The following is a 12,002-nucleotide window of genomic DNA, read 5'->3' on the forward strand; positions in this document are numbered from 1 at the left end:
CGCGTCAGTGTCCGTCCCTTGGCCTCGCCCGAGCGGCGCGATGGGCGATGGCGCTAATATTGGCAATAGCGCCGCAGTCTTGTAGCGCCGGTCACCCAATACCGATACAGGAAGAGACATGGCTTTGCCCTCCCGCGTGAAGATCGTCGAAGTGTCGCCCCGCGACGGTCTGCAGAACGAAAAGGAATTCGTGCCCACCGACATCAAGGTGGACCTGGTCAATCGCCTGGCCGCCGCGGGCTTCCCCAATGTGGAAGCCGCGTCGTTCGTGTCGCCCAAATGGGTGCCCCAGATGGCCGACGGCGCGGACGTGATGGCGCGCATCGAACGCCGACCCGGCACGATCTACTCCGTGCTGACCCCCAACATGAAGGGCTTCGAGGGCGCGCTGGCCGCCGGCGCGGACGAAATCGTGATCTTCGGCGCCGCCAGCGAAGCCTTCTCGCAAAAGAACATCAACTGCTCCATCGCCGAGTCCATCGCGCGCTTCGAACCCGTGGTGCAGGCCGCCCGCGAAGCCGGGATCCGCGTGCGCGGCAGCATCAGCTGCGCGCTGGGCTGTCCGTACCAGGGCGAGGTTCCCGTCGAATCCGTGGTGGACGTGGCGCAGCGCTACCTGGCGATGCAGGTCGACGAGATCGACGTGGCCGACACCATCGGCGTGGGCACGCCCAAGCGCGTGCGCGAAGTGATGGCTGCCGTCACGCGCGTGGTGGACCCGGCGCGCGTGTCGGGCCACTTCCACGACACCTATGGCCAGGCGCTGGCCAACATCCTGGCGGCGCTGGAAACGGACATCTCCATATTCCACACCTCGGTGGCCGGCCTGGGCGGCTGCCCCTATGCCAAGGGCGCCACCGGCAACGTCGCGACCGAAGACGTGCTGTACATGCTGCGCGGCCTGGACATCGACACCGGCGTGGACTTCGACGCCGTGGTGGACATCGGCCAGTGGATGTCGGCGCACCTGAACCGCAAGGGTTCGAGCCGCGCCGGCAACGCGATCGCCGCCAAACGGGCCGCATGACCACCACCAACGGCAACCCCGCGCCCGAAGACCACGCGGCGCTGCTGCGCGCCATCGGCCCGCTGCCGCTGGCGGGCCAGGCCTGGCCCGACTGGGTACGCATCCTGACCTGGGTGATCCTGGCCATTCTGGGCGTGCAGGTGGTGACCACCGCGATCCGCGCGCCCTCGCAGCCTTTCGACACCCTGCTGGCCGTGGTGGTGGTGCTGTGCTTCGTGGCGCTCCTGTTCGTGTCCTGGCACATGCAGACGTCCATCACCACCATCGACGAGCGCGGCCTGCGCCAGACCTGGTTCACGCGGCGCGAGGTGGCATGGGAAGACGTGCGCTACGCGCGCTTCGTGCCCATGCTCTTTTCCAAGCGGCTGGTGATCTTTACCCACCGGGGAAAGCCGGTGATCTTCCAGGGAGGCACGCGTGAACTGCGCGCCGCCTTCGTGAAGATCGCGCAGGTTTACCGGCGCGGATAGCCAAGAAAAAACGCCCCTGTGAACTGACCCCCAGAAGTTGGACAGTTTAGAAGGCTAGGTTGCCCAGGCTTGATCCGCTTGGGTTTCTTGGACAGCATCGCCGGTGCAGGTGTCTGACACCCCCGAGACGCCGGATCGGATCGAAGCCCATCTCTAGCCGGGTGTCAGACACCGGTCAGAGCACCGGCCAAACAGCCTGGATCAGCGGATCGGCAAGGCGTACAGCAGGCCGCCCTGCGTCCATTGCGCATTCAGGCCGCGCTTGATCTTGAGCGGGCTGCCCTCGCCCACGTTGCGCTCGAAGCTCTCGCCGTAGTTGCCCACCTGCTTGACGATGTTGTAGGCCCACTTCTCGTCCAGCCCCAGATTGGCGCCGCTGCCGGGCGTCACACCCAGGATGCGCTCGATGTTGGGGTTGGCGCTCTTGGCCTGTTCGTCCACGTTCTTGGACGACACGCCGTACTCTTCGGCCTCGATCATCGCCGACAGCGACCAGCGCACGATGTTCAGCCAGGCGTCGTCGCCCTGGCGCACGAACGGGCCCAGCGGCTCCTTGGAGATGATCTCGGGCAGCACGACGTAGTCGTCGGGGTTCTGCAGCTTGGAGATGCGGATGGACGCCAGGCCGGAGGCGTCCGTCGAAAAGACGTCGCAGCGGCCGGACGCAAACGCGTTGACCACCTCGTTAAAAGTCTCGATCACGACGGGCTTATAGGTGACGTTGTTGGCGCGCGCCCAGTCGGCCAGCGTGTTCTCGTTGGAAGTGCCGGTCTGCAGGCAGATCGTCGCGCCGTTGATCTCCTTGGCGCTCTTCACGCCCAGCGACTTCGGCACCAGGAAGCCCTGGCCGTCATAGAAGTTGATGCCGGCATGGATGATGCCCAGCGCGGTATCGCGCTGCTGCGTCACGGTGGTGTTGCGCGTCAGCACATCCACTTCGCCGGATTGCAGCGCGGTGAAGCGCTGCTGCGAATTGAGCGGCACCACCTTGATCTTGTTGGCGTCGCCAAAGACCGCCGCGGCGATGGCGCGGCACAGGTCCACATCCAGCCCCTGCCACTTGCCTTGCGCGTCGGGCGCGGAAAAGCCCGCGAAGCCCGTGGTCGTGCCGCAAGCCACGGCGCCGCGCTGGCGCACGACGTCCAACGTTGCCGCCTGCGCGCCCTGCGCCGCCGCCATCAAGAGCGCCGCGCCCGCCAACCCTTTTGCAATGTTCATGACCTGGTTTCCTGTTCTGCTACCGGGCGCGGGGACGCGCCGAGGCAAGAAGCTTATAGACATGAAGCGCCTGCGCCAAATAACAAGCGCTTATTTAGGTATGTCCGCCGGCGCGCGCGGACGCGCCGCGGCGGACTATCCTCAAGGATAGCAATGCGCGGCGCGCGGGCGGATGCGCGCGGTCAAGCCGCCAGCGAAATCGACACGGGTTCGTTGGCCTGGCACGCATCCAGCGCGCGCCCCAGCCGGACCATGCCTTGCGCGATCTGGCTTTCGTTCATGGTGGCAAACGACATGCGCATGGCGAACAGGTCGGCCTGCGCCGCATCGGCATAAAAGGCCTTGCCCGGCACATAGACCACTTCGTGCTCGATGGCATAGGGCAACAGGCGCGTGGCGTCCACGTCGCCCGTCAGGCGGGCCCAGAAGAACATGCCGCCCTCGGGCTTCTTGAAGGTGACGCGGCCGTTGAGCTCGCGGGCCAGCGACACGGCCATGGCGTCGCAGCGCAGGCCGTAGGCGGCGCGGATGCGCGGCACGTGCTCGTCGTAGCGTCCGTTGGCCAGGTACTGCGCCACCACTTCCTGGATCCAGGCGGACGAGGCCATGTCGTCGGCCGCCTTGGCGCTGACGCAGCGTCGGCGGATTTCGGGCGGGGCGACCAGCCAGCCGATGCGCAGCGCGGGCGCCATGGTCTTGGACATGCTGGCCAGGTACACCGCCCAGTGGCGGGCCTCGCCCTCGGCCAGGGCCGCGATGGGCGGCACGGCTTCGCCGGCAAAGCGCAGTTCGCTGTAGGGGTCGTCTTCCACGATGAGGAAGCGATGCTTGACCGCCAGCTCCAGCAGCCGCAGGCGGCGCTGGCGCGTGATGGTGGCGCCGCAGGGATTCGAGAACGAGGCGACGACGCAGACGATCTTGGGTTTGACGCGGGCGGCCAGCTCGTCCAGCGCGTCCACATCGATGCCGGCGGGCCCCGAGGGCACGGTGTGCACCGTGGCGCCGGTGTAGCGCAGCGCCTGCACGGAATTCGGGAAGGCGGGCGATTCGATGATGGCGTGGTCGCCGGGTTGCAGCATGACGCGGGTGAGGAGCGCCAGGGCCTGCTGCGATCCGCCCGTCACGACGAGTTCGGTGTCGGCGTTGCAATGCAGGCCGCGCGCCGCGGACAGGCGCGCCAGCTCATGGCGCAGGCTGGCCTGGCCGTCGATGTTGGAATACTGCAGGCAGGCGCCCAGGCGGGCCATGACCTGCGTCGACGCGATCGACAGGCCGTCCACGTCGAAGAGTTCTTGCGCCGGGTAGCCGCCGGCCAGCGAAATGGTGCCCGGGCGCATGGCGTAGGGCATGAGCGATCGGATCGGCGAGGCGGGGGGATTCAGGAACGGCGTGGCAAAGGCGTATTCGGGCGCGGCGACAGACATGGCGAAGGGGCTGGGAAAGGAGGAAACCGTGTCGCCCGCAGGGGCGGCGCCGGACGGCATAGAACTTTGAAATATAAACAAATCTCCGCAAATTCTAAGCCTGCCGATTACACAGGGTCAACGCCGGATGCGGGCGGTGTGGTGAAACGATCCCCCCGCGTCCTACACTATGGGACATCCTGTTCCTGCAAGAGAGCTGCATGACCGCCGTCGACACCATGGCCGGGCGCCTTGCCCAGATCCAGCAACGCATCGCCCAGGCCTGCGAACGCGCCGGCCGGCGCCCCGGCAGCGTGACGCTGCTGCCCGTCAGCAAGACTTTCGAAGTGGAGGCCATCCGCGAGGCCATGGCCCTGGGCCTGACCCGCTTCGGCGAGAACAAGACGCAGGAAATCCGCCAGAAGGCCGCCGCCCTGGCCGGCCAGGGGCTGCAATGGGTGCTGATCGGCCACTTGCAGACCAACAAGGCCAAGGATGCCGCCCGCGACGCCGCCGAGGTGCAGTCGCTGGACCGCCCGGATCTGGCCGAGGCCCTGCACCGCCGGCTGCAAAACGAGGGCCGGACCCTGGACGTGCTGGTGCAGGTCAAGACCTCGTCCGAACCCAGCAAGTACGGCATGGCGCCGGAAGACGTGCCCGCCTTCCTGCGCCGGATCGTCGCCGAGTTCCCGACCCTGCGCGTGCAGGGCCTGATGACGCTGGCTGTGAACTCCCCCGATCCCGCCGAAGTGCGGGGATGCTTTCGCGCGCTGCGCGAATTGCGCGACCAGCTGGTCCAGGAAAGCATCGCCGGCATATCGCTGGACCGCCTGTCGATGGGCATGAGCGGCGATTTCGAGCTGGCCATCGAGGAAGGCTCGACGGAAGTGCGCATCGGCACGGCCATCTTCGGCGCGCGCACCTATCCCGATGCGCTATCGCCCGAGACGCAAGGCATAATAGCGACACAAAAATAATTGCGACGCAAGTTGACGGCGATCAACGACGCAACCGTCGCGTTCACGATATCCCGCACGAGGAGACACCCCATGCACAAGCACGCACGGCGCCTGCTGGCGCTTGCCGCCCTGTCGCTGGCCGCCACCGCGGCCGCCGCCCAATCCTGGCCCACGCAGCCGATCCGCTGGATCGTTCCCTACCCCGCCGGCGGCGGCACCGACGTGGTGGCGCGCACCGTGGCAAGCGGCCTGGAAAAGCCCCTGGGCCAGACCATCGTGGTCGAGAACCGCCCCGGCGCGGCGACCATCATCGGCGCCACCGCCATCGCGCAAGCCGAGCCCAACGGCTACATGGTCGGCACCGCCGACTCGGGCACGCTCGCGTTCAATTCCTCGCTGTACGCCAAGCTGTCCTACGATCCGTCCAAGTTCACCTACATCGGCGGCATCGCCAAGTTCCCGCTGCTGCTGGCCGTGAACGTCAACTCGCCCTACAAGACGGTGGCCGACGTGCTGGCCGCCGCCAAGAAAGAGCCGGGCACGCTGACGGCGGCCTCCGCCGGCGCGGGTTCGCCGCATCACCTGGCGCTGGAGCTCTTCAAGCAGCGCACGGGCGCCAACCTGCTGCACGTGCCGTACAAGGGCGCCGCCCCCGCCATCCAGGACCTGCTGGGCGGACAGGTGGACCTGATGTTCATCGACCTGGCTTCGGGCCTGCCCAACGTCAAGGCCGGCAAGCTGCGCGTGCTGGCGGCCGCCACGCCCGAGCGCGTGCCGGTGCTGCCCGATGCGCCCACCATGGCCGAACAAGGCGTGGCCGACTTCACCGCCTATGCCTGGCAGGGCCTGGTGGGTCCGGCCGGCGTGCCGGAAGCGGTGGTCAAGAAACTGTCGGCCGATCTGGACGCCACGCTGAAGACCCCTGCCGTGTCGCAGAAGATGCTGGACATGGGCGTCATCCCCATGCCGATGTCGGCCCAGGAATTCAAGGCCTACGCCGAAGCAGAGCGCAGCGCCTGGGCGGACGTGATCAAAAAGGCGAACATCAAGCTGGAATGATCGCCGCTGGGCGCTCGCCTGCGGCGGTAAAAAAAGCCGCGGTCCGACTGAACGGACCGCGGCTTTTTCTTTACGCACCGCCCCGCGGGGCGCGGGCTCAGCCCGCGACGACGGGAATCTGCCGCGGCTGCGCTTCGCGCACGCGCGGGATGCGCAGCGTCAGCACGCCCTGCTTCAGGCTGGCGTTGATCTCGGCGCGGTCAAACTCCTGCCCCAGCTTGAAGGCGCGCCGGAACAAGGGCGCGCGCAGCTCGCCGAGCACCAGCCGCAGATCCGCGGGCGTGGCGACGGACGCCTCGCCCTCGATCGCTAGCACATCGGACTCCACGTTGATGCGCAGCCGTTCCTTGGACACGCCCGGCAGGTCGGCAATCAGGGTGATGCCTTCCGGATCCTCGAAAATATCCACGGCGGGCACGGTGACGCCGCGCGCGTCGCGCTTGTCGGCGGCGGACGCTTCCGCGGGCACGGTCAGGTCTTTGCGTTCATTCATGATCGATCCTCCTTATGCGGTTGCGGTGGAACGTCACTGCACGGTCACGACGCGGGGCTTGGCCGATTCCTTACGCTTGATGGAAATGGCCAGGCAGCCGTCCGTGTAGCGCGCCTGCACGTTGTCGGGGTCGGCGTCGGCGGGCAGCTCGATCACCCGCGTGTAGCGGCCTTCCACGCGTTCGCGCGCGTAGTACCGGGCGTTTTCAGGAAGGTCCGGCGCCTTGCGTTCGCCGCTGATGGTAAGCAGGCGCTTTTCGATCGATACGTTCAGGGCCTCGGGCTCCATGCCCGGCACGAAGGCGACGACCTCGATCGAATCGGCCGACACGCCGACATTGACCGGCGGGAAATAGGCCTGCGGCGTGGCGCGCAGGGCGGCCGGCACGCCGGCGCCGCGCAGCACGCGCCCCATGTGTTCCTGGATGGCGTCAAACGCGGCGCTAAAGCCGCTGTCGCTGAAGGGAAAGTTGCTCATATTGGTCTCCCGAGTAAAAAAGGGACCGATCAAGACAACACGCAATCGCCAGAGCCGCGACCGCGGGTCTGATCGCTTCAATCCAAGTATGGGCGCGACTTTTCCGGTTTCAAGAGGGGAAAAATCCAGGCAAAGACAGGGGCTTGTACGGCCCGGCAAAAAAAAACCGCGGCCGTTGCTGGCCGCGGTTTTCCGTCTGCCGAACGCGCCTCAGACCAGCACGCGCTCGATCCCGCCTGAGTTGGCGCGGCGGACGTAGTCTTCCATCCAGCCTTCGCCCAGGATGTGGCGCGCCATCTCGACCACGATGTAGTCCGCCTCCATGCCGGTGTCGCCTTCATAGCGCGACAGGCCTTGCAGGCAAGAGGGGCACGAGGTCAGGACCTTCACGTCGCCCGTGAACCCGTCGCTGCGGATCGCGGCGTCGCCCTTGAGCAGCTCTTCCTGCTTGCGGAAGCGCACCTGCGTGGAGATGTCGGGCCGGCTGACCGCGAGCGTGCCCGATTCGCCGCAGCAGCGGTCGCTCTTGACGGCGTCGTCGCCGACCAGCGCGCGCACCGTCTTCATCGGCTCCTGCAGCTTCATGGGCGTGTGGCAGGGGTCGTGGTACATGTAGCGCACGCCCTTGGCGCCTTCCAGCTTGATGCCCTTTTCCAGCAGGTATTCGTGAATGTCGATCAGGCGGCAGCCCGGGAAGATCTTCTCGAATTCGTAGCCGGCCAACTGGTCATAGCAGGTGCCGCAGCTGACCACCACCGTTTTGATGTCCAGGTAGTTCAGGGTGTTGGCGACCCGGTGGAACAACACCCGGTTGTCGGTGATGATCTGCTCGGCCTTGTCCGTCATGCCGTTGCCGCGCTGGGGATAGCCGCAGCACAGGTAGCCCGGCGGCAGGACGGTCTGCACGCCCGCATGCCAGAGCATGGCCTGCGTGGCCAGGCCCACCTGCGAGAACAGGCGCTCGGAACCGCAGCCCGGGAAGTAGAACACCGCCTCCGTGTCGGCCGTGGTGGCCTTGGGATCGCGGATGATCGGCACGTAGTTCGCGTCTTCGATATCCAGCAACTTGCGCGCGGCCTGCTTGGGCAGGCCGCCCGGCATCTTCTTGTTAACGAAGTGCACGACCTGCTCGCGCAGCGGCGGCTTGCCCACGGTGGCCGGCGGCGTGGCGGTCTGCTTCTTCACCAGGCCCGAGAACAGGTCGTGCGCGGCGCGCTGCACCTTGTAGCCCACGCCCACCATCGCCTTGCGGGTGGCGTTGATCGTGGCCGGGTCCTTGGCGTTCAGGAAGAACATCGCGCTGGCCGTGCCCGGATTGAACGACTTGCGGCCCATGCGGCGCAGCACGGCGCGCATGTTCATCGACACGTCGCCGAAATCGATGTCGACCGGACAGGGGTTGTAGCACTTGTGGCAGACCGTGCAGTGGTCGGCCACGTCCTCGAACTCTTCCCAGTGCTTCAGGCTGACGCCGCGGCGGGTCTGTTCCTCGTACAGGAAAGCTTCCACCAGCAGCGACGTCGCCAGGATCTTGTTGCGCGGCGAATACAGCAGGTTCGCGCGCGGCACATGGGTGGCGCACACGGGCTTGCACTTGCCGCAGCGCAGGCAGTCCTTGATGGATTCCGAGATGGCGCCGATATCGCTTTGCTGCATGATCAGCGATTCGTGGCCCATCAGGTTGAAGCTGGGCGTCCAGGCGTGGCGCAGGTCCGCGCCGGGCATCAGCTTGCCGGCGTTGAAGTGGCCGTTGGGGTCCACGCGGCGCTTGTAGTCCTGGAACGGGGCCAATTCGGCTTCGGTCAGGAATTCGTACTTGGTCAGGCCGATGCCGTGCTCGCCCGAGATCACGCCGTCCAGGTCGCGGGCGATCTGCATGATGCGTTCGACGGCCGTGTGAGCCTCGCGCAGCATCTCGTAGTCGTCCGAGTTGACCGGAATGTTGGTGTGGACGTTGCCGTCGCCGGCGTGCATGTGCAGCGCCACGAACACGCGGCTCTTGAGCACGCGGCCGTGGATGGCCACCAGCTCGTCGACGATCTTCTTGTAGGCGGCGCCGGAGAAGGTGCGCTGCATGCCGGCCAGCACTTCGGTCTTCCAGGACACGCGGATCGTGCGGTCCTGCACCACGTCGAAGACCCGCGCGCCGGGCTGCGCGGCCAGGCGGTCCGACAGCGCGGCATGCAGGCCGCCCAGGCCCAGCCCCTCCAGTTGCGGCAGCGCCTGCGGCAGGGGCAGGTCCAGGTTGTCCAGCAGCCATTGCCAGCGCTGGCGCGTGCCCGCCAGCAGTTCCAGCGCCTCGCGGGTGCGGTCGGCCAGCACTTCGGCGCGCGAGGTCTCGATGTCGGCGTCGTCGGTCTTGCCGACCGGCAGCGGCGTGCACAGGTAGGCGTCCAGCTCGCCCAGCAGCTTGAGCTTGTTGCTGGTGGACAGCTCGATGTTGATGCGCTCGATGTGGTCCGTGTATTCGCCCATGCGGGGCAGCGGGATCACGACGTCCTCGTTGATCTTGAAGGCGTTGGTGTGGCGGGCGATGGCCGCGGTGCGCGAGCGGTCCAGCCAGAACTTCTTGCGGGCCTCGGCGCTAACGGCCACGAAGCCTTCGCCATGGCGCGTATTGGCCAGGCGCACGACCTCGCTGGCGGCCGCGGCCACCGCGTCCTCGTCGTCCCCGACGATGTCGCCGATCAGGACCATCTTGGGCAGCACGCCGCGCTTGCTCTTGGTGGCGTAGCCCACCGCGCGCAGGTAGCGTTCGTCCAGATGCTCCAGGCCGGCCAGGATGGCGCCGCGTTCCTTGCCCTCGCCGTCCAGGTAGTCCTTGACCTCGACGATCGACGGGATGGCGTCGCGCGCCTGCCCGAAGAACTCCATGCAGACGGTGCGCGTGTGGCGCGGCATGCGGTGCAGCACCCAGCGCGCCGACGTGATCAGGCCGTCGCAGCCTTCTTTCTGGATGCCGGGCAGGCCGGCCAGGAATTTATCGGTGACGTCCTTGCCCAGGCCTTCCTTGCGGAAGACGCGGCCGTGGATCTCCAGCGTCTCGGTCTTGAGCAGGCGTTCGCCGGGCTTGCCCTTGCCGTCGAACCACTTGAGCTCGAAGCGGGCCAGCTCCACGTCATGGATCTTGCCCATGTTGTGGTCCAGGCGCGTCACTTCCAGCCAATTGCCGTCCGGGTCGACCATGCGCCACCAGGCCAGGTTGTCCAGCGCGGTGCCCCACAGCACGGCCTTCTTGCCGCCGGCGTTCATGGCGATGTTGCCGCCCACGCACGAGGCTTCGGCCGAGGTCGGGTCCACGGCGAATACGAAGCCGGCCGCCTCGGCCGCTTCGGACACGCGCTTGGTCACCACGCCGGCGCCGGCATGGATGACCGCCACGGGCTCGGTGAGCCCGGGCAAGATACAGGACTCGACCTTGCCCAGCTTGTCGAACTTCTCGGTGTTGATGACCGCCGACTTCCAGGTCAGCGGAATCGCGCCGCCGGTGTAGCCGGTGCCGCCGCCGCGCGGGACGATGGTCAGGCCCAGCTCGATACAGGCGGTGACCAGCGCGGCGATCTCGTCCTCGGTGTCCGGCGTCAGCACGACGAAGGGGTACTCGACTCGCCAGTCGGTGGCGTCGGTCACGTGCGACACGCGCGACAGGCCGTCGAACTTGATGTTGTCGCGCGCCGTGATGCGGCCCAGCACCTTTTGCGCCTGCTTGCGCATCATGGTGGTCTGGTCGAATTCGCCTTCGAAGGCGGCGATGGCGGAACGCGCCCGCGCCAGCAGGCCGACCACCTTCTCGTCGCGATGCGGGTCGTGGCCTTGCGCGGCGGGAACGTCGGGCTCGCGGCGCCGGTCGATTTCGCCCAGGCGATGATGCAGGGCGTCGATCAGCTGCTTGCGCCGCTTGGGGTTGTCGAGCAGGTCGTCCTGCAGGTACGGGTTGCGGCGCACCACCCAGATGTCGCCCAGCACTTCGTACAGCATCCGGGCGGAACGCCCGGTGCGGCGTTCGCCGCGCAGGTCGGTGAGCAGGCTCCAGGCGTCTTCGCCCAGCAGCCGGCCGACGATCTCGCGGTCGGAAAACGACGTGTAGTTGTAGGGTATTTCGCGCAATCGCGCGGGTGCTGCGGGCGGCATCGCCCCGTTCAAGATGTGGCTAGCGAGTGGGGCGTTCATGGCGGCAAGAGGGGCCCATAAAAAAGTATTTTATGCCATTGGCCCGACTTGACCCTTAATACCCCTGGGAAGCGGCCCAAAAGCGCGAGGAAGACGGCATGAACCGTCCCCTATTAATTCGATGTCAGCGTTAGATTTGACCCGGGAAGAACCAGAGCAGCCCGGCGGTCATGAACAGATAGCGCAGGAATTTACCGATGGCCATATAGAACACGCAGGGCCAGAAAGAGAGGCGCAGCCACCCGGCCACCGCGCAGAGGGGATCGCCCACGGCGGGCAGCCAGGCCAGCAACAGGGCCGGGGGCCCCATCCGGTGCAGCCAATCGTGGGCGCGCTCGTGCCAGCGGCCGCGCATTCGCCCGCTCGCGGTGGCGGCGGGATGCGGATGGGGGTGTTTTTCGTGCCAGCGGTGAACGGCGCGTTCGGCGCCCAGGCCCATCGCGTAGCTGATGGCGCCGCCCACTGTGTTGCCCGCGGTCGCCACCAGCACGGCGGCCCAGAACATGTCCGGCGCCAGCTTGATGTAGCCGAACACCGCCGGCTCGGACCCCAGGGGCAGCAAGGTGGCGGACACCAGCGACACCGTGAAGATGGCCGACAAGCCCACCGAGGGCAGCGCCAGCATCCCCAGGAGCCAATGAACTGCGGTTAAGAGACTTTCTTCCATGGTTGCGGGAGTGTAGCCGCGAGTAACCAGGAAGGCGACACGGAATTCCCTGCAATAAT

The 12,002-nt window shown here is 66.8% G+C and carries 10 protein-coding genes; 4 read left to right on the forward strand and 6 right to left on the reverse strand.

Annotated features, from left to right (window positions below; all coding sequences use genetic code 11):
* Window positions 1–118 precede the first annotated feature (118 nt).
* Both ACFWP0_RS00405 and ACFWP0_RS00410 read left to right on the forward strand, forming a co-directional pair.
* The gene (locus tag ACFWP0_RS00405) at window positions 119–1,027 is read left to right on the forward strand and encodes a hydroxymethylglutaryl-CoA lyase (RefSeq protein WP_377838967.1); all 909 of its coding nucleotides are present in this window, start codon (window positions 119–121) and stop codon (window positions 1,025–1,027) included.
* Window positions 1,024–1,497, forward strand: a complete 474-nt coding sequence (locus ACFWP0_RS00410; RefSeq protein WP_377838968.1) for a hypothetical protein — start codon at window positions 1,024–1,026, stop codon at window positions 1,495–1,497. Before ACFWP0_RS00405 ends, ACFWP0_RS00410 begins: the two co-directional genes overlap by 4 nt.
* 201 nt (window positions 1,498–1,698) lie before the next feature.
* On the opposite strand, the gene ACFWP0_RS00415 is transcribed toward ACFWP0_RS00410, so the two are convergent.
* Window positions 1,699–2,715 (reverse strand): amino acid ABC transporter substrate-binding protein, encoded by a 1,017-nt coding sequence (locus ACFWP0_RS00415; RefSeq protein WP_377838970.1) that lies wholly within the window; start codon window positions 2,713–2,715, stop codon window positions 1,699–1,701.
* Window positions 2,716–2,897: 182 nt separating this feature from the next.
* On the reverse strand, window positions 2,898–4,139 hold the full coding sequence (locus tag ACFWP0_RS00420) for a PLP-dependent aminotransferase family protein (protein ID WP_377838971.1): 1,242 nt from the start codon (window positions 4,137–4,139) through the stop codon (window positions 2,898–2,900).
* 200 nt (window positions 4,140–4,339) lie between these two features.
* On the opposite strand from ACFWP0_RS00420, the gene ACFWP0_RS00425 reads away from it, so the two are divergent.
* Together ACFWP0_RS00425 and ACFWP0_RS00430 are read left to right on the forward strand one after the other, a co-directional pair.
* Window positions 4,340–5,095, forward strand: coding sequence for a YggS family pyridoxal phosphate-dependent enzyme (locus ACFWP0_RS00425; RefSeq protein ID WP_377838972.1), 756 nt, complete (start codon window positions 4,340–4,342; stop codon window positions 5,093–5,095).
* A 72-nt stretch (window positions 5,096–5,167) separates the two neighbouring features.
* Complete coding sequence (locus ACFWP0_RS00430; protein ID WP_377838974.1) at window positions 5,168–6,136, forward strand: Bug family tripartite tricarboxylate transporter substrate binding protein; 969 nt, start codon at window positions 5,168–5,170, stop codon at window positions 6,134–6,136.
* 97 nt (window positions 6,137–6,233) lie between these two features.
* Here ACFWP0_RS00430 and ACFWP0_RS00435 read toward each other — a convergent pair whose 3' ends face one another.
* The 4 genes from ACFWP0_RS00435 to ACFWP0_RS00450 form a co-directional block, all read right to left on the reverse strand.
* Entirely contained in the window at window positions 6,234–6,629 is a 396-nt protein-coding gene (locus tag ACFWP0_RS00435; RefSeq protein ID WP_377838975.1) for an Hsp20/alpha crystallin family protein, read from the reverse strand.
* A gap of 33 nt (window positions 6,630–6,662) precedes the next feature.
* Complete coding sequence (locus ACFWP0_RS00440; RefSeq protein WP_377838976.1) at window positions 6,663–7,106, reverse strand: Hsp20 family protein; 444 nt, start codon at window positions 7,104–7,106, stop codon at window positions 6,663–6,665.
* Window positions 7,107–7,316: 210 nt separating this feature from the next.
* Entirely contained in the window at window positions 7,317–11,276 is a 3,960-nt protein-coding gene (locus ACFWP0_RS00445) for a DUF3683 domain-containing protein (protein WP_377838978.1), read from the reverse strand.
* A 130-nt stretch (window positions 11,277–11,406) separates the two neighbouring features.
* The gene (locus ACFWP0_RS00450; RefSeq protein ID WP_377838979.1) at window positions 11,407–11,943 is read right to left on the reverse strand and encodes a YqaA family protein; all 537 of its coding nucleotides are present in this window, start codon (window positions 11,941–11,943) and stop codon (window positions 11,407–11,409) included.
* Window positions 11,944–12,002 lie beyond the last annotated feature (59 nt).

The sequence above is a fragment of the Achromobacter sp. NPDC058515 genome (assembly GCF_042721735.1).
Classification (GTDB): domain Bacteria; phylum Pseudomonadota; class Gammaproteobacteria; order Burkholderiales; family Burkholderiaceae_B; genus Achromobacter.

What these genes read in the sequence shown, in the direction of transcription:
- ACFWP0_RS00405 (WP_377838967.1), top strand. Translation starts at nt 119, where the DNA reads ATGGCTTTGCCCTCCCGCGTGAAGATCGTCGAAGTGTCGCCCCGCGAC.
- ACFWP0_RS00410 (WP_377838968.1), top strand. Translation starts at nt 1,024, where the DNA reads ATGACCACCACCAACGGCAACCCCGCGCCCGAAGACCACGCGGCGCTG.
- ACFWP0_RS00415 (WP_377838970.1), bottom strand. Translation starts at nt 2,715, where the DNA reads ATGAACATTGCAAAAGGGTTGGCGGGCGCGGCGCTCTTGATGGCGGCG.
- ACFWP0_RS00420 (WP_377838971.1), bottom strand. Translation starts at nt 4,139, where the DNA reads ATGTCTGTCGCCGCGCCCGAATACGCCTTTGCCACGCCGTTCCTGAAT.
- ACFWP0_RS00425 (WP_377838972.1), top strand. Translation starts at nt 4,340, where the DNA reads ATGACCGCCGTCGACACCATGGCCGGGCGCCTTGCCCAGATCCAGCAA.
- ACFWP0_RS00430 (WP_377838974.1), top strand. Translation starts at nt 5,168, where the DNA reads ATGCACAAGCACGCACGGCGCCTGCTGGCGCTTGCCGCCCTGTCGCTG.
- ACFWP0_RS00435 (WP_377838975.1), bottom strand. Translation starts at nt 6,629, where the DNA reads ATGAATGAACGCAAAGACCTGACCGTGCCCGCGGAAGCGTCCGCCGCC.
- ACFWP0_RS00440 (WP_377838976.1), bottom strand. Translation starts at nt 7,106, where the DNA reads ATGAGCAACTTTCCCTTCAGCGACAGCGGCTTTAGCGCCGCGTTTGAC.
- ACFWP0_RS00445 (WP_377838978.1), bottom strand. Translation starts at nt 11,276, where the DNA reads ATGAACGCCCCACTCGCTAGCCACATCTTGAACGGGGCGATGCCGCCC.
- ACFWP0_RS00450 (WP_377838979.1), bottom strand. Translation starts at nt 11,943, where the DNA reads ATGGAAGAAAGTCTCTTAACCGCAGTTCATTGGCTCCTGGGGATGCTG.